26 protein-coding genes are annotated in these 23,173 nt (G+C 27.6%); 17 read left to right on the top strand and 9 right to left on the bottom strand.

Translation table 11 applies throughout. The annotated features are described in order from the left end of the window. Positions 1–47: 47 nt before the first annotated feature. Both ABVS04_RS03485 and ABVS04_RS03480 read right to left on the bottom strand, forming a co-directional pair. Positions 48–935 carry a cation diffusion facilitator family transporter gene (locus tag ABVS04_RS03485; RefSeq protein WP_368029280.1) on the bottom strand — a complete coding sequence of 296 codons (888 nt, stop codon included), beginning with the start codon at positions 933–935 and terminating at the stop codon, positions 48–50. Further along, positions 935–2,104, bottom strand: a complete 1,170-nt coding sequence (locus tag ABVS04_RS03480; RefSeq protein ID WP_368029279.1) for a pyridoxal phosphate-dependent aminotransferase — start codon at positions 2,102–2,104, stop codon at positions 935–937. The genes ABVS04_RS03485 and ABVS04_RS03480 overlap by 1 nt, the downstream gene beginning before the upstream one ends. Positions 2,105–2,187: 83 nt before the next feature. Here ABVS04_RS03480 and ABVS04_RS03475 point away from each other — a divergent pair, with 83 nt between their 5' ends. Then, positions 2,188–2,781, top strand: a complete 594-nt coding sequence (locus ABVS04_RS03475; protein ID WP_368029278.1) for a M48 family metallopeptidase — start codon at positions 2,188–2,190, stop codon at positions 2,779–2,781. Here the strand turns inward: ABVS04_RS03475 and ABVS04_RS03470 are convergent. Further along, positions 2,765–3,079 carry a DUF721 domain-containing protein gene (locus tag ABVS04_RS03470; protein ID WP_368029277.1) on the bottom strand — a complete coding sequence of 105 codons (315 nt, stop codon included), beginning with the start codon at positions 3,077–3,079 and terminating at the stop codon, positions 2,765–2,767. The genes ABVS04_RS03475 and ABVS04_RS03470 overlap by 17 nt on opposite strands. Positions 3,080–3,151: 72 nt before the next feature. Between ABVS04_RS03470 and ABVS04_RS03465 the strand changes: the two genes are divergently transcribed. The 6 genes from ABVS04_RS03465 (at position 3,152) to ABVS04_RS03440 (ending at position 9,578) form a co-directional block, all read left to right on the top strand. Beyond that, the gene (locus ABVS04_RS03465; protein WP_368029276.1) at positions 3,152–3,298 is read left to right on the top strand and encodes a hypothetical protein; all 147 of its coding nucleotides are present in this window, start codon (positions 3,152–3,154) and stop codon (positions 3,296–3,298) included. Continuing rightward, the gene (gene nadB, locus ABVS04_RS03460; RefSeq protein WP_368029275.1) at positions 3,298–4,749 is read left to right on the top strand and encodes an L-aspartate oxidase; all 1,452 of its coding nucleotides are present in this window, start codon (positions 3,298–3,300) and stop codon (positions 4,747–4,749) included. Before ABVS04_RS03465 ends, nadB begins: the two co-directional genes overlap by 1 nt. Further along, the gene (nhaD, locus tag ABVS04_RS03455) at positions 4,749–6,131 is read left to right on the top strand and encodes a sodium:proton antiporter NhaD (RefSeq protein ID WP_368029274.1); all 1,383 of its coding nucleotides are present in this window, start codon (positions 4,749–4,751) and stop codon (positions 6,129–6,131) included. Before nadB ends, nhaD begins: the two co-directional genes overlap by 1 nt. Positions 6,132–6,294: 163 nt before the next feature. Next, the gene (guaA, locus tag ABVS04_RS03450) at positions 6,295–7,830 is read left to right on the top strand and encodes a glutamine-hydrolyzing GMP synthase (RefSeq protein WP_368029273.1); all 1,536 of its coding nucleotides are present in this window, start codon (positions 6,295–6,297) and stop codon (positions 7,828–7,830) included. 252 nt (positions 7,831–8,082) lie between these two features. Further along, on the top strand, positions 8,083–9,090 hold the full coding sequence (locus ABVS04_RS03445; protein WP_368029272.1) for a hypothetical protein: 1,008 nt from the start codon (positions 8,083–8,085) through the stop codon (positions 9,088–9,090). Then, positions 9,090–9,578: a hypothetical protein gene (locus ABVS04_RS03440; protein ID WP_368029271.1), complete on the top strand. Its 489-nt coding sequence runs from the start codon at positions 9,090–9,092 to the stop codon at positions 9,576–9,578. The genes ABVS04_RS03445 and ABVS04_RS03440 overlap by 1 nt, the downstream gene beginning before the upstream one ends. 161 nt (positions 9,579–9,739) lie before the next feature. On the opposite strand, the gene ABVS04_RS03435 is transcribed toward ABVS04_RS03440, so the two are convergent. Further along, the gene (locus ABVS04_RS03435) at positions 9,740–10,177 is read right to left on the bottom strand and encodes an isoprenylcysteine carboxylmethyltransferase family protein (protein ID WP_368029270.1); all 438 of its coding nucleotides are present in this window, start codon (positions 10,175–10,177) and stop codon (positions 9,740–9,742) included. A 54-nt stretch (positions 10,178–10,231) separates the two neighbouring features. Continuing rightward, positions 10,232–11,038: a DnaJ domain-containing protein gene (locus ABVS04_RS03430; RefSeq protein WP_368029269.1), complete on the bottom strand. Its 807-nt coding sequence runs from the start codon at positions 11,036–11,038 to the stop codon at positions 10,232–10,234. 172 nt (positions 11,039–11,210) lie between these two features. Between ABVS04_RS03430 and ABVS04_RS03425 the strand changes: the two genes are divergently transcribed. The 6 genes from ABVS04_RS03425 (at position 11,211) to ABVS04_RS03400 (ending at position 14,910) form a co-directional block, all read left to right on the top strand. Further along, positions 11,211–11,558, top strand: a complete 348-nt coding sequence (locus ABVS04_RS03425) for a hypothetical protein (protein ID WP_368029268.1) — start codon at positions 11,211–11,213, stop codon at positions 11,556–11,558. Between the two features lie 72 nt (positions 11,559–11,630). Further along, positions 11,631–11,777 carry a hypothetical protein gene (locus ABVS04_RS03420; protein WP_368029267.1) on the top strand — a complete coding sequence of 49 codons (147 nt, stop codon included), beginning with the start codon at positions 11,631–11,633 and terminating at the stop codon, positions 11,775–11,777. A gap of 19 nt (positions 11,778–11,796) precedes the next feature. Further along, positions 11,797–12,009, top strand: a complete 213-nt coding sequence (locus ABVS04_RS03415) for a hypothetical protein (RefSeq protein WP_368029266.1) — start codon at positions 11,797–11,799, stop codon at positions 12,007–12,009. Between the two features lie 37 nt (positions 12,010–12,046). Beyond that, positions 12,047–12,412 (top strand): RidA family protein, encoded by a 366-nt coding sequence (locus ABVS04_RS03410; RefSeq protein ID WP_368029265.1) that lies wholly within the window; start codon positions 12,047–12,049, stop codon positions 12,410–12,412. Positions 12,413–12,933: 521 nt separating this feature from the next. Then, positions 12,934–13,500: a 3'-5' exonuclease gene (locus tag ABVS04_RS03405; RefSeq protein ID WP_368029264.1), complete on the top strand. Its 567-nt coding sequence runs from the start codon at positions 12,934–12,936 to the stop codon at positions 13,498–13,500. A gap of 81 nt (positions 13,501–13,581) precedes the next feature. Continuing rightward, positions 13,582–14,910 carry a DUF6198 family protein gene (locus tag ABVS04_RS03400; protein WP_368029263.1) on the top strand — a complete coding sequence of 443 codons (1,329 nt, stop codon included), beginning with the start codon at positions 13,582–13,584 and terminating at the stop codon, positions 14,908–14,910. Between the two features lie 116 nt (positions 14,911–15,026). Here ABVS04_RS03400 and ABVS04_RS03395 read toward each other — a convergent pair whose 3' ends face one another. The 3 genes from ABVS04_RS03395 to ABVS04_RS03385 are packed head-to-tail and all read right to left on the bottom strand — an operon-like array spanning position 15,027 to position 18,251. Next, positions 15,027–15,854 (bottom strand): phosphate/phosphite/phosphonate ABC transporter substrate-binding protein, encoded by an 828-nt coding sequence (locus ABVS04_RS03395; RefSeq protein WP_368029262.1) that lies wholly within the window; start codon positions 15,852–15,854, stop codon positions 15,027–15,029. A gap of 10 nt (positions 15,855–15,864) precedes the next feature. Then, on the bottom strand, positions 15,865–16,992 hold the full coding sequence (locus ABVS04_RS03390) for an acyl-CoA dehydrogenase family protein (protein ID WP_368029261.1): 1,128 nt from the start codon (positions 16,990–16,992) through the stop codon (positions 15,865–15,867). Between the two features lie 8 nt (positions 16,993–17,000). After that, entirely contained in the window at positions 17,001–18,251 is a 1,251-nt protein-coding gene (locus ABVS04_RS03385) for a ferritin-like domain-containing protein (RefSeq protein WP_368029260.1), read from the bottom strand. A gap of 182 nt (positions 18,252–18,433) precedes the next feature. On the opposite strand from ABVS04_RS03385, the gene hrpB reads away from it, so the two are divergent. The 3 genes from hrpB (at position 18,434) to ABVS04_RS03370 (ending at position 21,377) form a co-directional block, all read left to right on the top strand. Beyond that, the gene (gene hrpB / locus ABVS04_RS03380; RefSeq protein ID WP_368029259.1) at positions 18,434–20,965 is read left to right on the top strand and encodes an ATP-dependent helicase HrpB; all 2,532 of its coding nucleotides are present in this window, start codon (positions 18,434–18,436) and stop codon (positions 20,963–20,965) included. A 68-nt stretch (positions 20,966–21,033) separates the two neighbouring features. Continuing rightward, positions 21,034–21,213, top strand: coding sequence for a hypothetical protein (locus ABVS04_RS03375; RefSeq protein ID WP_368029258.1), 180 nt, complete (start codon positions 21,034–21,036; stop codon positions 21,211–21,213). Continuing rightward, entirely contained in the window at positions 21,207–21,377 is a 171-nt protein-coding gene (locus ABVS04_RS03370) for a type II toxin-antitoxin system RelE/ParE family toxin (RefSeq protein WP_368029257.1), read from the top strand. Before ABVS04_RS03375 ends, ABVS04_RS03370 begins: the two co-directional genes overlap by 7 nt. A 321-nt stretch (positions 21,378–21,698) precedes the next feature. Here ABVS04_RS03370 and ABVS04_RS03365 read toward each other — a convergent pair whose 3' ends face one another. Continuing rightward, a complete protein-coding gene (locus ABVS04_RS03365) occupies positions 21,699–21,914 on the bottom strand; it encodes a hypothetical protein (RefSeq protein ID WP_368029256.1) in 216 nt (71 codons plus the stop codon). Between the two features lie 421 nt (positions 21,915–22,335). Between ABVS04_RS03365 and ABVS04_RS03360 the strand changes: the two genes are divergently transcribed. Then, positions 22,336–22,947 (top strand): tetratricopeptide repeat protein, encoded by a 612-nt coding sequence (locus ABVS04_RS03360; protein ID WP_368029255.1) that lies wholly within the window; start codon positions 22,336–22,338, stop codon positions 22,945–22,947. Positions 22,948–23,173 lie beyond the last annotated feature (226 nt).

Here is a 23,173-nt window from a genome sequence, read left to right as displayed (position 1 = left end):
TATAAATTATAACTAAAATAGCTTATTTAATGATTATTTTTGAATAATTAATGATCAGAATCATTCATTTTAAAGTCATCATATGGATCCATATGAATATTAATAATCCAATTTCTTTTTTTATCAAGTTTTTTAATTTTAAATTCAATAGAATCACTTGCTTTATGAGCTTCCATAAGAGTAATAATACAATCAAAAACAAGATGTACTTCAACAAAAGTTTGATGTCCAGCTTCTCTAGTTTTTAATAAATGATAAGCATTTACTCTATTATTATCTTTTATTATTTGTTCAATTTTTACAACAAGTTCTGCATCCACTGCACGATCAAGTAAAACTAAAACTCCATCATGAATTAATTCATATGAAGAATAAATAATATATAAAGCGATTCCTCCACCTACAAATACATCAATAATTTCATAACCTGTAAATGTAACAAGAACCAATGAAGTTAATACAGCAACATTGCTAAAAACATCTGTTTTATAGTGAAGTGCATCAGCTTTTATAACCATAGAATTTGTTTTTTTAGCAACTGAATTTAAGTACATAACCAATGATATAGTAATAACTAAAGAAACAATCATTACATAAATAGATATATCTAAGTATTTTGAAACTTCTCCATTTATAGCTTTGTCAATCGCTTGATAAAGTAAAAATAGACCAGAAATTGTAATTATTGTACCTTCTATTACGGAAGCAAGAGCTTCAATTTTCCCACGACCGTAATTAAAAGTCTTATCAGCTGGTTTTTCAGAATTTGAAATTGCAAAATAATTAAAGATTGACACAAACATATCTAACACAGAATCAACAGCAGATGCAAGTACTGCAACGGAACCACTAGCGATTCCGATTACAAGTTTTATAAGAGTAAGTACCGCTGCAACACTAGATGAAACAACGGTAGCTTTTTTTTGCGGAGTCATTATTTGTTTTCTACAAACTCTTTGATTCTTTTGATTCCCTCTTGAATAGTTGCTAAATCAGTAGCAAATGAGAATCTAACATAACCTTCAGTTCCAAATGCAAGTCCAGGAACTAAAGCTACACCTTTTTGCTCTAGTAAATCAGCACAAAATTTCATAGAATCATTACTTACTTCTTTTATATTTACAAATGCGTAAAATGCACCATCTGGATCAATAGTAGATAATCCTTTAATTTCATTAAAAGATTTAACAACTATATTTTTTCTTTCTTCAAATGCAGCTCTCATCATTTCAATATCAGCATCCGCATCACCCTCAAGAGCAGGAATAGCTGCATATTGAGTCATAGTGTTGATATTTGAAGTAACTTGACCTTGAAGTTTAGTTAATGCTTTTACAAGTTTAACATCAGGACTTGCAAGATATCCAAATCTCCATCCAGTCATTGCAACTGCTTTACTTAAACCGTTGATTGTTACAGTTCTTTTGAACATATCTTCAGATACTTCAGCAGCAGCTGTAAATTTTTTACCATTGTAAATGATTTTCTCATACATTTCATCTGATAAAACTATAATATCTGTACCTTCTAAAACTTTACCAAGAGCTGTTAATTCTTCTCTTGAATAAACAGATCCTGTTGGATTTGAAGGAGTGTTTAAAAGTAGAATTTTTGTTTTTGGTGTAATTGCAGCTTTTAATTGCTCTGGCGTAATTTTGAATTCTGTAGAATCATCTGTATCAATAAATACCGGCACACCATCTGAGAACTTAACTTGTTCTGGATATGTAACCCAATATGGTGCTGGAATAATAACTTCATCACCTTCTTCAACTAAAACTTGAAATAGGTTAAATAATGAGTGTTTTGCTCCATTACTTATAAGAATATTATCTAGTTTATAATCTAAATTATGATCTTTTTTTAATTTATTAATAATTGCTTGCTTGGTAGCGATAATACCTTCTACTGCTGTATATTTAGTTTGACCATCATTAATAGCTTTAATAGCTGCTTGCTTGATGATTTCTGGAGTGTCAAAATCTGGTTCTCCAGCACTAAAACTTAGTATATCTTTACCCTGAGCTTTTAGCTCTCTTGCTAAGGCAGTAATTGCCATAGTAACCGATGGAGACAAGTTCTCCATTCTGTTCGCAATTTTCATTATCATTTTCCTCAATAAAATTATTACTATATTTTTTGATATAATAGTCCCGGATTTTAACAAAAAATTACTTAAGGAATAGTTTGAGTTTTCAAATAGAAATTAATAAAACAATAGTAACTGTAAAGTTAGAAAATAAAAAAAATATAAAACATTGCTATTTACGTATTTTAAAAGCTGATTTAATACAAATTCGAGCGAATAAATATTTCACAATTTTTGATGCTAAAGATTTAATAAATAGAAAAAAAGATTGGATAGAAGCATCTATGCTAAAAATGTTAAAAAAATCACTAAATGATGATGAATTTTTACTTTTAGGTGAAAGAAAAAAACATGAAGATTATGAAATAAAAAATATTGATACTTTTTATAGATGTGAAATAGAAAAAATATTACCTCAAAAAGTAGAGGAATACTCAAATAAAATGAATTTATTTCCTACTTCAATCTCATATAGAAAAAATAAAAGAACATGGGGATCTTGTAATCATAAAAACGGATTAAATTTCAATATTTTACTTATGAAATTTCCAATAGAAGTTATGGAATATGTGATTATTCATGAATTAGCTCATATAAAACACAAAAACCATTCAAAAGATTTTTGGAATTTAGTGACTTTATATTGTCCAAACTATAAAGAAGTTGAAAAATTATTTAAGAAGTTTTTATAATTTCTCTTATTCTTTCAAATTTTTTAAATATTTTTTCATCCTTTGCTTTATTTTCAAATATTCCATAAGAACGCTCTTTATATAAGGGTTCATGTGCTTTTCGAAGCTCTTTCTTTTCAATTACATTTGTTACAAAAAAACCTATATCTTCAACATTTGCAATCTTGAAATTTTTTAATAATGATTTTATATCTGCTTTGTTATACTCGAATTCCATTTTATAAACAGGATGGGTTAATACAAAATATAAGGTTTGGTTTTTAACATAACCAAATTTTACCCCTTTTTTTAATTTCAAAGGAAGAACATCTATGAACTTCATTATTAAAAAAGATGTATTAATCTTACTGAATTCAGGATTATTTTTAAGATGACTAAGTATTTCATTAATTTTTTTCATGTGCTAATTATAGCAGGTTTTATATTATCATTCAGTGGTTGTGGTTATAAAGATAATCCAATTTATCTAGCTCCTGATTCTTCAGTTGCTAAAAGCAATCAAGAAATCTCAAAATAATGATTTATGATTATATAATAATAGGAACAGGTGTTGCAGGACTTAATGCTGCAAGATTAATACCAAAAAATAAAAGAGTTTTAATTTTATGTAAAATGTCAACATGGAATTGCAATACCTTTTGGGCGCAAGGTGGAATAGCAACAGCAGTTGATGAAACAGATATTCCATCTCATATTAAAGATACATTAATAGCAGGTGTTGACCATAATGATAAAAAGGCAGTTGAGCTACTAAGTGAAAAATCAATAAAAGCTATTAAAAATTTGATTGACGCTGGTATGAAGTTTGATAAAAATGAAAACGGCGAATTATGTTTTACAAAAGAAGCAGCTCATAGTAGAAACAGAATACTTCATGCAGATGGTGATGCAACAGGAAGAATAATGCATCTATTTTTACTTGAGCATTGTGAACATGAAATTGTAACAGAATCAGTTGTTTGTGATTTGCTAATAAAAGATGATATTTGTTATGGTGTTCAATATTTTATAAGTGAAACAGAACAAAAAATTGCTTATGCTCATAATACTATATTAGCAAGTGGTGGAGTAGGTTCTATTTATAGATATCATACAAACTCAACTGCAAATGCAGGTGAAATTCAAGGAATCATTGCTGAAAAAAATCTTCCTTTAAAAGATATGGAGATGATGCAATTTCATCCAACTGTCGTAAAAGGAACTACATTTGCTCGAAAACCACTTTTAAGTGAAGCTTTAAGAGGAGAAGGGGCTCATATTGTAGATGAAAATAATTACAGATTTTTATTTGATTATCACGAAGATGGAGAATTAGCTCCACGAGATGTGGTGAGTCGTTCTATTTTTGATTATCATAAAAAGACAGGATTAGGAATTTACTTATCATTCGAAACTTTTGAGAAAAAAGCTTTTAAAAAACGATTTCCAAATATTTATGCAAATTTAAAAGATTTGGGTTATGATTTACCTTTTGAAAGAGTACCTATTAGTCCCGCTTTTCATTACTCTATGGGAGGAATACAAACTTCTTTAGATGCAAAAGTAAAAGGAATGAAAAATTTATATGCAATAGGCGAAGTTGCATGTACAGGAGTTCATGGAGCAAATAGACTAGCTTCTAATTCTTTACTTGAAGGTTTGGTTTTTTCTCAAATTGCTGTTGAAGATTCATTGAAAAATGATTTTAAAATAGAAAAAGAATACTATGATAAGAAAATTATTAATTATGTTAGAAATAAAGAAATTGATAAAAATATAAAAGATAATCTAAGAGAGATTATGTGGACTCATGCTTCTATAGTAAGAGATCCTGAAAATTTGAAGAAATCTTTAGAAACAATAGAAGAGTATTTAAAAATGGGTGTTGGACGATTACTTTATTTAAGGCTACTTACGGCAAAATCTATTTTAAGTTCTGCACTTGAACGTAAAAAGTCTTTAGGTGCACATTATATTAAGGAGAATTGATGTTAAAAGTTATTATGACTTTACTGCTGGGTTCATTGTCTTTATTTGCAAGTTCTGCAAGTACTGGTGAAATACCTGATTTAACAATGACATGGGTTGGTTTTTCAACTTTACTTATATTTGTTGTTGGGTATTATTTTGTAGCTGCTGAAGAAAAATATGCTATTGATAAGGCAAAACCTGCTTTATTTATTGGTACGTTTATGTTTATGTTAGTTGCTTTATATTATTCATTAAATGGCTTAGATATGAATTTAGTTCATACTCAAGCACAACATTTGATTTTGGAAATTGCTGAAATTTTCTTTTTCTTATTTGTTGCGATGACATATATTGAATCGTTATTACATATGGGAGTATTTGATACTTTAAAATATAATCTTATTTCAAAAGGTTATACATATAGAAAATTATTCTGGGTAACAGGATTTTTAGCATTCTTTATTTCTCCAATTGCTGATAACTTGACTACTGCACTTATTTTATCAACAGTTTTAATTACGATTGAAAAAACAAGAAAAGACTTCTTAGTTCCTGGCGCTATTAACATTGTTGTTGCTGCAAATGCAGGTGGTGCTTGGTCTCCATTTGGTGATATTACGACACTTATGGCATGGACAGCAGGAAAAGGTGTATTTACTGATTTCTTCTATATTTTCCCTGCCGCAATTTCAGGATATTTAATTACTGCATTTTTACTATCTAAATTTGTTCCAAACACAGTTCCTGATTTTGATGTATCAAAAGAAATAAAACCTAAAATGGCTGAAGGTGCAAAAGTTGTAATGGCTCTTGGAGTTTTTACAATTTTCTGTGCTGTTATGTCTCATCAAGTATTACATTTACCTGCAATGTGGGGTATGATGTTTGGTTTATCATTAGTTAAAGTTTATTCTTATAGTTTAGGGAAAAAATATGGAAAAGAACATTTTAATATTTTCCATTCTATGGCAAAAATTGAAAATAATACTCTAATGTTCTTCTTTGGTATTTTAGCAGCAGTTGGTGCTTTATATTTTGTTGGATGGTTAGGATTAGCAGCTGTTGTTTATAATCCAGATGTATTGGGTCCTACTTTGTCAAATATTGGGGTTGGATTCTTATCTGCTGTTGTTGATAACGTTCCTGTTATGTCTGCTATTTTAAAAGCAAATCCTGATATGGGACTTGATCAATGGATGTTAGTTACGTTAACAGCTGGAGTTGGTGGTTCATTAATTTCATTTGGATCAGCTGCTGGTGTTGGTGTTATGGGAAAATTACATGGTATATATACTTTTGGTGCTCATATGAAATATGCTTGGACTATATTAATTGGTTATATAGTATCTTGTAGTGTATGGTATTTACAGTATGAAGTTTTAGGTATTTCTCACTTTTAATACTTATTTATATAATAAAAAAGGTTATTAGGTTTTGCCTAGTAACCTTTTTTTATGCCTATTTTTTTATTTAACCAGTTTTTTACAACTCTTTGGATAAAATCTCAGATTAAAATTTGTAATATTCAAGCACAATAGTGTGAAATATGAAGGAAAACAATATATGAAACATGTACCAATCGTAGTATTAGATTTCGGTAGTCAATATACTCAAATCATTGCTAGAAAACTTAGAGAGTCAGGGGTTTATTCTGAAATAGTACCTTATAGTGAGAGTATCGAAGATATAATGGCTAGAACTCCTAAAGGAATTATTCTTTCAGGAGGACCTGCTTCTGTTTATGCTGAAGATTCGTATCATCCTGATGCAACAATATTTGAACTTGGACTTCCAATTTTAGGTATTTGTTATGGTATGCAATTAATTTCTCAACATTTTGGTGGAAGTGTAATTCCTGCAGATCATCATGAATATGGAAAAGCAAAATTAAAATTTGAAGTTGAAAATCCAATCTTCAAAGATACCACAGATGGTCAAATAGTATGGATGTCACATGGTGATAGAGTTGAAAAAATCCCTTCTGGATTTGAAAAAATTGCAACTAGTGAAAATTCACCATTTGCAGCTATTGCTAATACTGATAGAAATGTTTATGCATTTCAATTTCACCCTGAAGTTTATCACTCAACTGAAGGTGCAAAACTACTTAAAAATTTTGCAAAACATATTTGTGGATGTGAATCAACTTGGAATATGGGTTCTTTCGCAAAAGAACAAATCAAAAAGATTCAAGATCAAGTAGGAAATAAAAAAGTTCTATGTGGAGTTTCAGGTGGAGTTGATAGCTCTGTTGTTGCAACTTTGTTAGCAGAGGCAATTGGTGATCAAGTTATTCCTGTATTTGTTGATAATGGATTGTTAAGAGCAAATGAAAGAGAACAAGTTGAAGCTATGTTTGCTTCACGAGGTGTAAAATTAATAACTGTTGATGCTAGTGAAGAGTTTTTATCAAAATTAGCAGGTGTTACAGATCCTGAAACAAAAAGAAAAATCATCGGAGCTACATTTATTGAAGTATTTGATAAAGAAGCAAAAAAACATGATGGTATTGAATTCTTAGCTCAAGGTACTTTATACACTGACGTTATTGAATCAGTTTCAGTAAAAGGTCCTTCAAAAACAATTAAATCTCACCATAACGTTGGTGGATTACCAGATTGGATGAAATTTGAATTAATTGAACCTCTAAGAGAAATCTTCAAAGATGAAGTAAGACTTTTAGGATTAGAACTTGGCCTTCCAAAAGATATGATAGGAAGACATCCATTCCCAGGTCCTGGACTTGCTATTAGAATTATGGGAGATGTAAATAAACCTGATTTAGAAATTCTAAGAGAAGCTGATACTATTATGTTAGATGTTTTAAGATCAAGTGGATACTATGACAAAACATGGCAAGCATTTACAGTTCTATTAAACGTAAAATCAGTTGGAGTTATGGGTGATAATAGAACTTATGACAACACAGTTTGCGTAAGAATAGTAGAAGCAACAGATGGAATGACAGCAACATTTGCACATATTCCACATGATATACTTGAAACTATCTCAAGAAGAATCATCAACGAAGTTGATGGAATCAACAGAGTAGTTTATGATATTTCATCAAAACCACCAGCAACTATCGAGTGGGAATAAAATAAAGCAGTATCTTTTAACTTGATACTGCGTCAAATAAGAAAATCAACTCAATCACATACTCCTCGTATGCTCAATCATTGATTTTCTTCTTTTCCTTGTCTGAAGCTAAAATCTAGGGCTTTATTGAGTTTCTGGTAATTTCAATCATCTTTACCAAAAATTTACAAAATCTACATAAAACTTGTTAGAAATATAACTTTTTTTATAATTATTTTAGATATAATTTTTCTTTATTAAAGGGAAAATATAGTGTTTAAATATTACAAAAGTTATAAGATTTCTAAAAAAATACCTAAAATACTTTCTAAAACATTAAAAGATATTCAAACTATATCATTCAATAAAAAGAAAATTTCTGCTATGTATATATATGATATGTTTATTGATAGAATGTATTATCTTGTGGATTTTGACATTTATAATGAAGATAAAAAAATACTTTTTAATAAGATTAATAAAATTATTGAAGAAAATGATTATAAAAATAAATATATTGAAATTCCAATACCCAAGAATATTTTAAATAAAGAACTTTTTGAACTTTATTGGTATAGTTCTAGTCTTAAATATAACGTTATAAAACCATATTGTGTGAAATTATCTATATATGATTTGATATATGTATATTTAGATTCTTTAAATTCACACACTACAACATCAAATACACTTGTAAGAAAATATGTTTTAGATAATAATTTATCTATAGTTTTAACTGAAAACTCTTTTAATCCAATATCAGATTATTTTATAAATTTTATTAAATATGAAATTGATAATGATAAGGTGAGTAAAGTTTTATATGAAATTAAAACAATACAAGAATATTTGTATAAAGTAAAATATATTTATAAACAGGATATAAGAACATTAATTTTTGATAGCTTGAGTAATCCAAAATTTAAAAATTATATTATGGATTTGATTCTACTTATGGACTCTTTAAGACCAAGAATATCCAAATTATTTCAGATTCAGTTGGTGAAAAAATTTATTGAAAATTTAATATCAAAAGATAAAATTAATATTTCAATTAATCAAATTTATTTTAAAGGTTTTGATAAATTAAAAGATATTGATATGTTATATCTAAATGAAATTTTAACTTCAAAAGAAGCTATTCAATATTTAAAAGATTGTATGGATGTATATAAAAGTTTAATCAATCAATTGATAGAAGTTGATTATTTTAAATATAAATATACTGTTGATACATATTTTATCAAGTATGAAGAATATAAGATGAGTTTAAATATTTAATGAAAAAAAAGTATTTTTTTGATATACCTATTTACAGATTATCTATGAATGAATATATAAATGAGTGTGATAAAAATATAGAAAATCTATATAATTATTTTTTTGTAAATAAAGATGGAACAAAAAAGAATGAATTAATTACTTTTGATAATTATTATAAAAAATCAATAAGACATTATGATATTTGGGACTATAACGAAATTATTGGTTATATAAAATTATATATACAAGGAAATCAAGTTAGAGGTGAATATTATCAACATAAATCAACTAGAATAAGAAAAACTAGAACTAAATCATTTATTCTTAAAACACATAAGCTTAGCCCTGAAATAAGCATTCATGATAAAACCAATTTTGAAATATATATTTTAATTTTAGATTATTTAGAAAATTGTAAATTAGAATTAAAAAAGAGATTTATTGAGATAAGTAATTTTAAAAATATTGGGCAATATGTCGATTGGAATAAATTAATCAAAGAATAGTTTTTTCACTAAAAAATTATACTCTTGGTAATACCTAAAACTTGATTTAGTGTATTTTCATCTACTTTTTCAACAAACTTTACTTTTCTTGTATTAAAATCTATTGATTTGATTTGTTCGGTCATTATAAAAAGGCTTTATATATATCCTAAGTATATCTTTCACAAAACAAAAGGAATAAACATCTTGGTTTTTTCTTTATAACTAGCATATTCTTCCATTTTTTCACTCCAAAGCATTTCTTCTTTTATCGATTTTAAATATAAAACTATAATCAAAATACTATAACAAATGATATTGATAAGATTAATATCAGATACGATAACTCCACCCATGATTAGTAAGACGCAAAAATACATTGGATGACGTATATATTTGTATGCTCCTGTGCTTATTAGTTTTGCATTGCTTTTGATTTCAGGTCTAACATTGAAGTTTCCAACTCGGTTGAAATAAAGTGTGTACAAGCCAAAGATAAAACCTATTGAAGAAATAATAAGAGAAAGGTAGTTATTGAAAATTGATTGGTTTATAAGTAATAGTATCAAGATAATAAAGAACTGTATTAATACTAAAATATTTGAATTTATGATATTCATTTTTGTCCTGAAATTATAGTTTTTTAAAGTATACAGTTATTAATGTTGTATTTTTTAGAATTTCCTTTCATCCTTAATAACTTGATAAGCTTGATTTATCTCTTGTGTTTTAGCTGTTGCTTTTTCCATATAAGATTCATCTTTATTTTGTGAACTTATAATATCAGGATGGTATTCTCGAATCAGTTTTCTATATGCTTTTTTTATAGTGTCCATATCGTCACTCTCTTTTACACCTAAAATTTCATAAGCTTCTTTTGAGCTCATTGTTTGTTGTTTGTTTTTCATCATATTTTCAAATTTATTAATAATTTCATCATATACATTAGCTGGAATATTTAATTCTTGCATAATATCTTTTAGAACTTTCTCTTCTTCTTTACTAATACCACCATCTATAAATGCTAGTTGAATTAAGAATCCTACAAATTGTTTACGTTTAAGCATACTACGATTAAGTTGTTTATTTAAGGCTTGTGCTATTTGTTTTGTATCATCATCTCTTTGTTTTTCTTCATTGAAAATCTCTTTCATAATAGCTCTTGCTTTTTCTTTTTCAATAAATAGTTTAGAAATATCATCAAACATAATACCAATAAGTTGAGCTTCTAACTCTTGCACTCTTCCATCAGCTTTTGCAACTTTTGCTACAAGTGCCACAAAAAGTCCCAACTCACTTTTTGCAAATAATTCTTTTGAATCTGTCAATTTATTTAACTTTCTTCTAGCATAAAATCTATAAAGTTTGAATGCTATGTATAAAGAAATAAGAACTGAAAGTGTTATAAAAAAGTTTGCGATAAATGCGTAATAAAATATCACTAAAAATATTGCTATGTATATCCATTTTTTTAAATTCATCATTTTTTCCATTTTCATTAGGTCAATTTTTAAGACCATTTATTTTGTATTATAAGATTATATCGTCTTAACCTTATATTGTAGAAAGTAAAAATAATGAATTTTATGATAAAATCAAATGATTAACGGGTATAAATAATAAAAATAAAAAAGTTAATGGATACAAATAATAATGAAAATTTCTTATCACCGTAGGCGTAAAATCAAAATAAGAAGAATAGTAATAAGAGATTTGATTTTACAAGGTATTGAAGAGCCAAAAGAATTAGCAAAAGAACTGAAAGTTACCCTTCCAACAATAAAAAGAGATTTAGAAGCACTAAAAACCATGAGTGATGAAGATTTCACTTTTCAAACTAAACAAACATCCCAAGAGATACTTGATAAAAAAGATATGATATTGAAAATGTTAGATGATGAAAACTATTATACTATCAATGGTGATTTAAATATATCAAAAATATCAAAAGAATTAAATACAAGTAGAGTAACAATAATGTCTGTATTAAATGGAGAATAATTATGGAATCAAATAGATAAAAAAATTGAGAAAAATGCAATAGAAGATGCATTTAATGATGTTTTTTCATCTATGGATAATAAAAAAGAGTGGCTATGGCTTCAAGTTGATGTTCGTGATTATAAAGAAGTTCAATGGCAAGCAGTTGTTATTGCTAAAACAATTGGATTGATTGAAGAGTGTCCAGATTTTATTAAAGAGATAGAAAGTCAAGAATGATAAGAACACAAAAAAACGAATGGCAGAATATAGAAAAATTGTTTTAGAAGCAGGTAAAATACCTCTTATTTGTATATCTGCAAGTTGGTGCGAGCCATGTCAGGAAATGCTCCTTGCCCTACAACATGATGATGCAAAAAGTGTAATGAAACAAATAGTTTTGATAGTTCTTGATATAGATGATTGGGGTATTTATTTATTTAAAATTATTTTAGATAAAATTAATCTTTAATATATTAAATAAATTTTATTTATCAAGGAAATAATCAATGAAAATACATAGAGTAAACCCATGTAAAAGATGGTCGGATATAACAGTTTTTAATGGAATTGCAACTTTTACAGAGGTGGCTGATACTGATCCTAAAGCTGATATTAAAGGGCAGGTTGCTCAAATATTTGAACAAGCAGCAACTAGCCTTGCTTTAATTGATAGTGATAAATCTAGAGTTTTAGCAGTGACTATTTATCTAACAGATTTTGCAAATGTAGATGGGTTTAATGAAGTTTGGGATTCATGGTTCCCTGAAAATTGTGCTCCAAGTAGAGCTTGTGTAAAAGCTGAATTAATTGATCCTGATTTATTAGTTGAAATGACTTTTACAGTTGCAGCTGGTGAAAAATATCAATCATAATTTAAATTAAAGTAAAAAAACTTAGATATAAAAAATATTTCTATGTTTTTTTATACTAATAGAGTTTTTTTATTTTGTGAAATTACTTTTCCTGGTATTATCCTGTAAATGCCTTATTCTGGTGTTTTTCTTCCTCTTATGGGTATAATTATTGCAATAATGTTTGTCTTTTGGATATTCAAATTATAAAGTATTTATTTAATCTCTCTTTAATTAAATTTAAAAGATGATAAAATCAAATTAAAAATAATGCTAATCTCAAGCTAATATGAGTAAAGCCTTATATTAGTAAGGAAAATTAAATCAAAAATATTGAAATAATATCTAATTCACGTCGATTAAATTTAATACGTAAATATGTTGGCGAAGATGTAATAGACCAATTAAATAAAGCTGTAAGTGAAGTTTTTTTAAATGGACCTGAATCTCTTACATTATTAACGGAGTTTTTTGCTTTACTAGATACATCAAAACAAGATCAATCAACAATATATCCTTCTTATTCATTAGATGATAGAAAAGTGCAGGTTGTTCAAAATACAGAAGAGTTAATAAAAGCTATTGAATCACTAAAATCAGAAAAATTATTAGGCTTTGATAGTGAACAAAAACCTACTTTTAAAAAAAATGAAAAATCTCATGGAATAGCTACAATTCAATTATCTAGTACAAAAGAGTGTTATATTATTCAAGTTAAAAAAATAGATAATTTATCTGCACTTTTTGAACTACTTGAAAGTGAAGATATTCCAAAGGTTGGAATAAATTTAGCAGGAGATAATCATGCTTTATATTCTCAATTTAAAATTAGAATGAAAGCTACTATCGAGATTGATAGTATATTATCAAAACTTACTTCAAAAGATAGTATTGGTGCAAAAAAAGCAGCAAAAATATTTCTAAAAAAAGATTTACAAAAATCAAAAAAAATGAGTACTTCAAACTGGGAAAATGATATTCTAAGCGATAGTCAAATCAAATATGCAGCAGAAGATGCAGCCGTTGCACTTGATATTACAATTCATTTATTAAATAAATATCCATTTGTAATAGAAGCTATGCCTTTATGGTTTAAAGAAAGAGTATAAATACTATATTAAGTACTTAAATACTTACACCAAATTAAGTGTTAACTACACTTTTAAATTCTACAGATGGACATTAATAATATGCAATTAGAAAATATATTCAATATACCTTTCGCAAAAAGAATTTTAGTTTTTATTGTGGGAGTTTTTATTATGGCTTTTGGAGTTACTTTCTCCGTAAAAGCTCAAATAGGAATATCTCCAATTTCTTGTGTACCTTATATTTATAGTTTGAGGTTTCCTCTTACTATTGGTGAGTTTACAATAATTATAAATACTTTATTTATATTAATACAAATAGCTATACTTCGTAAAGATTACAATATTATGCAGTTAGTACAGCTTCCTGCAATTATTGTTTTTGGTTATTGTATTGATATTACTATGTGGATGTTTGATGGTCTAAATCCTACAAACTATTTTTTGCAGTTAATTTTATGCTTAATAGCTTGTGTTTTTTTAGCTTTTGGGATATTTCTTCTAATCAAAACAAAACTAACTTACATGCCCTTAGAAGGTTTAGTGCTTGTTATTGCTCAGAAATTTCAAAAAGAGTTTGGAAAAATGAAGATTTCTATGGATGTTTTGATGCTTATAATAGGTGTATTTAGCTCTTTTGTTTTTTTACATGAATTATTAGGAATTAGAGAAGGAAGTCTTATAGCTGCTTTATCTATTGGGGCTCTTATTAAATATTTTACTATGAAGATACCTCATGTAGAAAAATGGCTTTTTGAAGAAAATATCAATGAAGTATCAAGTGAAGCAGTTGAGAGTCCAAAATATAACAATACTTTTGTAATCACTATTTCAAGAGAATTTGGAAGTGGTGGACATGAGATTGGTGAATATATTGCAAAAAGTTTAGGAATAGGATTTTATGATAAAGAATTGGTTGATTTAACTGCACAAGAAACAGGTTATACAGCTGAGTATATAAAGGAAAATGAACAAAAACTTGCAAACTTGTTAATGTACGATTTATATGAACAAAACTTTTCTTATGTAAATAATGAAATACCACCAAAAGATACACTTTTTTTAATCCAAAGTAAAATCATAAGAGATATTTGTAAAGATGAATCTTGCGTTATAGTAGGACGGTGTGCCAATTTTATTTTAAAAGATCATCCTAATTGTATAAATATCTTTATCCATGCAAATAAAGAATACAGAAAAGAAATTTTAAATAATCACTATGAGCTAGAAAGACCTATTACAAACGCAGATTTAGCACAATCAGATGAGCAAAGAGCAAATTATAGCAGACACTTTGCAAAAAAAGATTGGAAAGATGCTACAAACTATCATATGACACTAGATAGTTCATTGTATGGCTCAAAAGAGAGTGCAAGAAAAATTATCAAATTTTTTAAAAGTAGAGTGGGAAATAAATTTTTTAAGAATTAATAAATTATTAGAAATAAAACTTATCTCTATCTTTGTATTTTTTTCAAATAATTGAAAAAATATACAAAGTATTAAGAGATATTTTGATATTTTTTATTGTAAATAATATATAAAATCTACCAATTATTTTTCATTAAATCTTGTTCTTTCATTGCTTGAGTTAAAAGTTCATATCCTTCTAATTCTTTAGAGCCTGTTTTAACCCACTTATTTAATCCTTCCATTTGCATCATTTTTTTAATGATAGGGTCATTTGGATCTTGTGAAAGTAATCTATTTGTAAATTGCTTTTGTATATTTTCATCTAAGCTATCTAATACTGTAAAGTTACAATGACAATAACCTTCGCTTACATAAAATGATTCAACTTCTCCACTTGGAAACATTCCTTCTTCTAACATTCTAATCCAAGAAGATATCCCAATAGAACCTGCATCTATTTCATTACTTAAAAGTGCATCAAGAATATCAAATTCACTTCTTCCTGTATCTCCATGTTTTCCTAAATCTGAGTCAAATCTTATAATGTTTACATTATGACTTTTCCCTAATGCATCTTCAATATATTTTAAAGGTAAGATTGCCGCTTGTGCAGAATCAGCACTTCCAAGGGCAAATTTTCTTCCATTTAAATCTTGAATAGTTTTGATACCACTATTTGCTTTTGTGATAAACACAGATTGAAAATCTATATCTGTATCTCTCATAACTAAAGCTTTTGTTTTTCCACCACTTAGTTCATAAGATCTTACCCATGCAACATTTGTATTCCATGCTACATCAATTTTCCCTGATAATAAATATTCTACTTGTGCTTCATAATTTGAAAACAAAATATAATCAAGTCTTAGGCCATTTTCATTAAAATTGTCTCTTATAATATCCCAAATAGGAATAACTTTTGGATCATAAGCTACAGCTCCTAGCATTATTGGTTTTTGCATAATCTTCTCCTTAAGGTATTGGTTGATTTGTAAGTGCTTTTCCAAGCCATATTGATAATACATCAGTACTTGGTGCCATAACTTGTGCTGCATAAGCATCTCTTAGTAATCTTTCAATAATAATTCGTTTAGCATAGGCTGTACCACCACCAATTTTCATAGCTTTACTACAAACTTCAACAGCCATATTAGAAGCATTCAATCTTGCTGCTATAATTTGAGCTAGTGCATCTGCATCACCGCAAGCTCCACTTTTTGCAGCTGCAAGAGTAAAGTGTTTTGCACTTGTTGCATTTGTGAAAATATCAGCTATATGATTTTGAACTGTTGGAATAGTACACAATGCTGATTCATCACTATATTTTCTTGCTTGAGAGTATTCAATAATAGTATTACAAGCATTTAATGCAACACCTGTATAAACAGCACTTAAACCTATTACAAAAAATGGTGCAACAACTGTAAACACTTGTTGTGCTCCACTTCCAGCAGGACCAACTCTATTTTCTACATCTACACTAACATTGTTAAATAACATAGGCATAGAAGCATTTCCTCTCATACCTAATCCATTCCAAGCTGTTTCTTCAAAACTTACTCCGCTTAAGTCTTTTTTGATAATCCAATTATCTAAACCTTCTGCATCAAAACTACCTGTTAGTACCAAATAAAAATCAGCATAAAGTGCAGAAGTAACAAAACTTTTTCTACCATTCATCAATAAACTATTATCTTTTTTTGTAACACTTATTTCTGGATTATAAAAGTGTGTTCCTGTTCCTGTTTCACTAAATGCTAAAGCTAAAAGTAATTCACCATTTGCAATCTTAGGTAAGTAATCATTTTTCATTTCATCACTACCAAAGGCAACAATACACATAGTTGCAACATTATGCATCATATAACAAAGTCCTGTTGTTGCGCAAGATGAAGCAAAAGCAAGAACAGTTTGAGTATGTTCTTCAAGACCTAGACCCATTCCTCCATACTCTTTTGGTACAACTAATCCTGTAATTTTTTCTTTTTTAATAGCTTCAAAACTATCAATCGGAAATTTTGCATCTTCATCAACCTTGTCTGTATAAGGTGCAATATTTTGTTTTGCAAAATCTATCATTTTATTATATATATTTTCCATTGTTTTCCTTACATAAAATTTGGTGTATGAACTTTAGAAATATCATGGGCTAAATCTTCATCCATACCTATTTGTATTAATCTTTTAATTCTATTTTCATTCATTGTTGCTTTTAACTCTTCAACTAAATCAAATCCTCTTTTATAATCAATTGCAGAATCACTTCCTCCTGCTAATATTGCAAGTGATTCTAAAAGCATAGATGATTCTGAACTAACTTCATCCATAAACTCTTTTCTTTTATAGGCACTATTTTTTATAGCATTTATTCTATTTGGATTTTGTTCAATTGCTGATTTTACATGTTGCATTCCATAAGTAACATGTCTTATCTCATCTCTTTTTGAAAGTCGTATGATTTTTTTTGTAGTTTCGTCAGGTATATGTTTTTCTAGAAAACTTAATAAATCTATAAAAGTGCCTTCGCCCATAACATGAAGTAAAAAAGAACTTTTTAGATAATCATCTTCTTTGAATAGTGAAAATAAAGAACGCTGTGTTACTTCACTAGAGTATTGAAATCCACCACCATTTGCATTTGCTCTTTTTGTAAAAACTTCTATATGTCTTGCTTCATCATTCATCAAAGATGATAAAAAAAGTGGTACTTCCATATAGTAAGGATTGATTTTACTGATAAATTTTCCAGGAATATAAAGTGCTGAAAACTCGTTTTCTACTAAATATGTCATGATTTGACAAATAGCTTTTTCCATTATTGGATCAAAAGTTGGTATTTCATTCCACGCTATATCACTTGTGGCATTCCATTGGGCATTTTTCCCTTCTTCATATAAAGATGCAACAGATTGTGACCAAACTTGTTCTTTATGGGAAAGTTCAAAACCATAAACAGTACTTCCTTCTTGAGCTATTATACCTCTTGTCATAAGACCATTTGAATCGGGTGCTTTTGAAAGTATTTCATTTGAAAGTTCCAAATCTTTTAATTTTGGATTTGAAGTTTCAATCCCTTTCATTTTTTTATTCCAAGATGCTTTTTGAGAAAAATTATCTTGAGAGATTTTTTGGATTTTATATGAGTATTGCTCTTTTAGACTTTCTCTACCTAAATAAAGATGTCCTCTTAGTCTTGCCCAACCTCGAAGTTCTATTTCAATGTTAGATTTCAAAGATACTATTTCAATGATTTCACCATATGATGCGATTAAAAAAGCATTCTCTAGCTTTAAAAAAAGCTCTTTTGAAGGAGGTATATTACCTATTTGGATTGATATGGAGTGATTTAGTGTGTGCAAAAGAATTTCCAAAATTATGATTGATTTTGGTCCATCTAATAATATGATGGCATCTCAACCTGAGACATTGATATATTGTATTAAAATATTATTAAAAGTTAATTGAAATGGTAAAAAAAAGTTAACCAATAATAGTTTCAAAAAACTTGGAAATATTTTATCTTTGAAGTATAATAGTCCATATGAAAAAACTACCTATAAATGATGTCTTAGGCCATATTAAAACAACTCTTAACAATGAATCAACACTTATCCTTGAAGCACCTCCAGGTGCAGGAAAAAGCACTGTTGTTCCTATTTCTTTACTAAATGAAACTTGGCTTGAAAATAAAATCATCATAATGCTAGAACCAAGAAGAGTAGCTGCTCGTATGGTGGCTGTTCAAATGGCAAAACTTCTTGGAGAAGAAGTAGGGCAAAGTGTAGGTTATCAAGTAAAAATGGATAGCTGTTACTCAAAGAATACAAAACTACTTGTTGTAACAGAAGCAATACTAGTGAGAAAACTGCAAAGTGACCAAGCTTTGGAAGATGTGGCAATGGTGATTTTTGATGAGTTTCATGAACGAAGTATTCATACTGATTTATCCCTTGCTCTTTGTGTTCAAGTGCAAGAACTTTTAAGAGCTGATTTAAAACTATTGATTATGTCTGCAACTCTTGATTCAGGTGAACTAATAAACCTTTTAGGTGAAGTGCCAGTTATTATTTCAAAAGGAAAAATATATGATGTTGAAAATATATATCTTGAAACAAATATAAAACAGCCAGATAGTAAAAGTATAAATACACTTCTTTTAAATACTACAGAAAAAGCTATAAAAGAGGATGAGGGTGATATATTAGTTTTTTTAGCAGGCTCAAGAGAGATACAAAAACTGCAAGCTTTACTAGAAGAGAGATTATCAGGTGCAGACATAGAAGTACTTCCTTTATACTCAACTCTAAGTAAAGAAAAACAAGATAAAGCAATAAGTAAATCAAATAAAAGAAAGATAATCCTCTCTACAAATATCGCACAAACATCTTTGACAATCGAAGGTGTAAAAGTTGTGATTGATTCAGGTTTAGAAAAAGTATCACTTTACAACTACTCAAATGGTATGAATCACTTAGAACTATCATTTATTTCAAATGATTCAGCAATACAAAGAGCAGGGCGAGCAGGAAGGTTAAGCAATGGAAAGTGCTATAAACTTTGGCATAAAAGTAAGATATTAGAAAAGTCAAGTAAAGCAGAAATTCTAAGAACTGATTTGAGTTCATTTTTTTTAGATTTATCTTTATGGGGTTATGAAGATATAAAAGAGTTTAAGTTTTTGGATTATCCTATTGAAGCTGTACAAAATAGTACGAAACTAATACTTCAAGAACTTCAAATGCTAAATGAAGATAATCAAATAACAAACTTTGGTAAAAAAGCCTTAAATCTTGGTGTTCATCCACGATTTGCTTTTATGATATTAAAGGCTAATGACTTAGGCTTTGCATATGAAGCTTCTCTTTTAAGTGCAATGTTGAGTGAAAAAGATATATTTAAAAATATGAGTTTTAACTGCGATATATATTCAAGGTTTTTACACTTGTATGAAAAAGATTTCAATAGTGCATATATAAGTTCCCACAACGCAAGAGCTGTTTTAAAACAAGCAGAGTTTTTTTATAGCAAATTAAAAAGCATTGAAACTATAAATAAAAATACAAGAAAGATAGATGAAGAGAGTTTGAGCATTTTACTTCTTTTAGCATATCCAGACAGACTTGCAAAACAAAGAGGAAAAAATGACAATAAATATAAACTAAGCAACGGTAAAGGCGCAGTTCTAAATATAGAAGATAGCTTATTTAATGAAGAGTTTTTAGTAATAGCAAATCTAAATGCACAAACAAAAGACTCATATATAAACCAAGCCCTAAAGATATCTTTGCAAACAATAGAAAAAGAGTTTGAATCATATATAAAAAAGAAAGAATCAATCACTTACAATAAAGAGAATAAAAAATTTGATATAAAAGAACACTACTATTTCTATGAATTAGAGTTATACTCAAGAGCAATATTCTTTGATGCTAAACATGACTTTTCAAAACTTCTTTTAGACTTGATAAAAAAAGAGGGCTTAGAACTACTAACTTGGAGTAAAAAAGCTATAGAGCTACAAAATAGGGTGAACTTTATAAATGAAAATATGAATAATGAATTTCCACTATTCACAAATGAAGCCTTAGTAGAAACAGTAGATTTTTGGCTTGAACCATATCTTCAAAATATAACAACAGTAAAAGAACTAGAAGCCTTAGATATGTACACTATCTTACTAGGAATAATCCCTTGGGATAAACAACAGCTTTTAGATACTTTGGCTCCAACTAGTATAAAAGTCCCAAGTGGCTCAAATATAAATATTGATTATTCAAACCAAAAAAATCCTATCTTAGCAGTAAAAATACAAGAGATGTTTGGACTGAGTGTTACTCCAAAAATACTAAACAATACCATAGCCTTACAAATACATCTTCTAAGCCCAGCTTTAAGACCAATACAAATAACAAGTGATTTAAAAAGCTTCTGGGAAAACTCATACGATGAGGTAAGAAAAGAGTTGTTTCCAAAGTATAAAAAACATTATTGGCCTTTAAACCCTTTTGAGGCGGTGGCTACTAGTAGGACTAAGAAGCATATGATGAAGGGTGAATTGAATTCTGGTGAGTGATATTTTTTAAAGATAAAATATACATCATTTTGCTAAAATAATTTATATTTTAAATATTGGAGTTTATTATGACAGCACCAAAACAAGAAGCAAAAAAAGTGATTGATTCCTTACCAGAAGACACATCTTATGATGAAATATTAAAAGAGTTAGCTTTTGATAGAATGATTCAAAGAGGATTAAAAGACTCATCTGAAAATAAAACTATTTCAAATCAAGAGATGAAAAATAGAATTAAACAATGGTAGATATCCATTGGACAGATGAAGCAGAAAATTGGCTTAAAAATATATATGATTATATAGCCTTAGATAAAAGTACTATTGCCAAAAAAGTTGTAACAGAAATATATCAAAAGGTACAAATACTTCAATCATTTCCACGAATTGGTTATGAATACGAAAATAGCTAAGATAAAGAGATAAGAATATTACTTTATGGTCATTATAGAATTGCATATTTAATTAAAGATGAAAATACAATTGATATTTTAGGTGTATTTCATGAAGCATTGGATATTGAAAGATATTTATAAAATAGTCGAAATTTTAAGGCAGTCGTAACCTTAATTAAATTCTTATAGTTATAAATTGTCACTGGAATTTACAATATCAAAAGTTATTAAGGAAATTTAAAAGTGGCAATTCATGACCTGACCCCTTTTCATTTTGATGTTAGTTTCATCAATTTTGTAATAAATCTATAATTAGTAAAGTCATTTGTATATACTCTATTACTTAATATATAACGATTTTAAGATTTTATTAAATGCTAATATTATAAGTGTAGCTATAACAATTTCTATATCTTCATTTAAAACATAATTTTCATTTAGTTTTTGATTTTCCTTATAGGCTTCAAGATTTCTAATAATTAGATTTAATGAATACTTATCATTTTTATTTTCAATATTTTCTCTAATACTCTTTACTAAATTTATTAAAGCCAAAATTCTTTGCTTTTTTAAAAAATCTTGATTTGAACTATCAAATATTACATTTGATGAATGTAATAAGATTTGTTTTAATGTATCTTTTTCTAAAAATTTTTTTAAAAATCTTTTTTAATATAAATTATTGTTTTGTTGTTGCTTTTACAACTATCTTCAACTCTATCAAGTGTTAGTTTACTATCCATTTTTTAATCCTTATTTATAAATATTTGTATATAAAAATTAATTTTTATATAGAATTTATTTTAAGGAAAAGATTTTATGTACTTCGTTTTTTTATGGTTTTGAAAGATAAATTAGTAAATTTATAGAGTTTTTTTTCTATTGCTTTTAAAAATTAGATAGTCAAATAATTAATAATTGTTAGGATAAAATAATAAAATAAAAGTATGAGCACTTAAAAAGGGAAATATAAAGTATGAGAAAAATAGTAGTAGGGTTGATTTTTAGTATTTTTTGTGGATTAAATTTGTTTGGTGGAGATTATGAATTAGGTATTGAAACATATAAAAAAGGTGATTCCCCAAAAGCAAAAGAATTATTTAGAAAAGCTTGTGAAGATGGCAATTCAAATAGTTGTGGAATTATTGCACAATTATTTGAAGCACAACAAGATTATTTAAAAGCAAAAGAATTTTATACAAAATCTTGTGATGGTGGATTTATGCAAGGTTGTTTAAACCTTGGAATTATGTATTTTAATGGAAAAGGAATAAAGCAAGATCGATTTAAAGCTAATGAATTATATACAAAAGCTTGTGATGCAAAAATTCTAGAAGGTTGTTATAATCTTGGAAATAATTATTATGATGGACAAGGAGTAAAACAAGACTATTTTAAAGCTAATGAATTATTTGGAAAAAGTTGTGATGGGGGCTTGGCAATGAGTTGTTTTAACTTAGGTATTAGTTATTTTAAAGGAGAAGGTATAAAACAAGATATTAAAAAAGCAAAAGAATTATTTGGAAAAGCTTGTGATAATCAATTACAACAAGGATGTGATGCATATATAAAATTAAATAAAAAATAATTTTACATTTAAAAACTATAATTTATTAAAAAGGAAAATATAAAGTATGAAAAAAATAGTAGAAAAACAAGGGGTCAGGTCATGAATCGCCACTCTATAAAATAAAAAGAGAAAATATTTATAAATATAAATATCAAAGAAGAAAGAAATAGACAAATTAAGTATACTTTTTATCATAGTTATAAATAAAGTGAGATTTAGAGATATTTAGAAATATTTTCGTTTA

The organism is Arcobacter sp. s6, from assembly GCF_040884245.1.
Lineage (GTDB): Bacteria > Campylobacterota > Campylobacteria > Campylobacterales > Arcobacteraceae > Aliarcobacter.
This window is presented reverse-complemented; position numbering and strand designations above follow the sequence as displayed.

Coding starts and splice junctions, on each gene's coding strand:
- ABVS04_RS03485 (WP_368029280.1), bottom strand. CDS start 935: ATGACTCCGCAAAAAAAAGCTACCGTTGTTTCATCTAGTGTTGCAGCG.
- ABVS04_RS03480 (WP_368029279.1), bottom strand. CDS start 2,104: ATGAAAATTGCGAACAGAATGGAGAACTTGTCTCCATCGGTTACTATG.
- ABVS04_RS03465 (WP_368029276.1), top strand. CDS start 3,152: ATGACTAAGTATTTCATTAATTTTTTTCATGTGCTAATTATAGCAGGT.
- nadB (WP_368029275.1), top strand. CDS start 3,298: ATGATTTATGATTATATAATAATAGGAACAGGTGTTGCAGGACTTAAT.
- nhaD (WP_368029274.1), top strand. CDS start 4,749: ATGTTAAAAGTTATTATGACTTTACTGCTGGGTTCATTGTCTTTATTT.
- guaA (WP_368029273.1), top strand. CDS start 6,295: ATGAAACATGTACCAATCGTAGTATTAGATTTCGGTAGTCAATATACT.
- ABVS04_RS03440 (WP_368029271.1), top strand. CDS start 9,090: ATGAAAAAAAAGTATTTTTTTGATATACCTATTTACAGATTATCTATG.
- ABVS04_RS03435 (WP_368029270.1), bottom strand. CDS start 10,177: ATGAATATCATAAATTCAAATATTTTAGTATTAATACAGTTCTTTATT.
- ABVS04_RS03430 (WP_368029269.1), bottom strand. CDS start 11,038: ATGAATTTAAAAAAATGGATATACATAGCAATATTTTTAGTGATATTT.
- ABVS04_RS03425 (WP_368029268.1), top strand. CDS start 11,211: ATGAAAATTTCTTATCACCGTAGGCGTAAAATCAAAATAAGAAGAATA.
- ABVS04_RS03420 (WP_368029267.1), top strand. CDS start 11,631: ATGGATAATAAAAAAGAGTGGCTATGGCTTCAAGTTGATGTTCGTGAT.
- ABVS04_RS03415 (WP_368029266.1), top strand. CDS start 11,797: ATGGCAGAATATAGAAAAATTGTTTTAGAAGCAGGTAAAATACCTCTT.
- ABVS04_RS03410 (WP_368029265.1), top strand. CDS start 12,047: ATGAAAATACATAGAGTAAACCCATGTAAAAGATGGTCGGATATAACA.
- ABVS04_RS03400 (WP_368029263.1), top strand. CDS start 13,582: ATGCAATTAGAAAATATATTCAATATACCTTTCGCAAAAAGAATTTTA.
- ABVS04_RS03395 (WP_368029262.1), bottom strand. CDS start 15,854: ATGCAAAAACCAATAATGCTAGGAGCTGTAGCTTATGATCCAAAAGTT.
- ABVS04_RS03390 (WP_368029261.1), bottom strand. CDS start 16,992: ATGGAAAATATATATAATAAAATGATAGATTTTGCAAAACAAAATATT.
- hrpB (WP_368029259.1), top strand. CDS start 18,434: ATGAAAAAACTACCTATAAATGATGTCTTAGGCCATATTAAAACAACT.
- ABVS04_RS03375 (WP_368029258.1), top strand. CDS start 21,034: ATGACAGCACCAAAACAAGAAGCAAAAAAAGTGATTGATTCCTTACCA.
- ABVS04_RS03370 (WP_368029257.1), top strand. CDS start 21,207: ATGGTAGATATCCATTGGACAGATGAAGCAGAAAATTGGCTTAAAAAT.
- ABVS04_RS03360 (WP_368029255.1), top strand. CDS start 22,336: ATGAGAAAAATAGTAGTAGGGTTGATTTTTAGTATTTTTTGTGGATTA.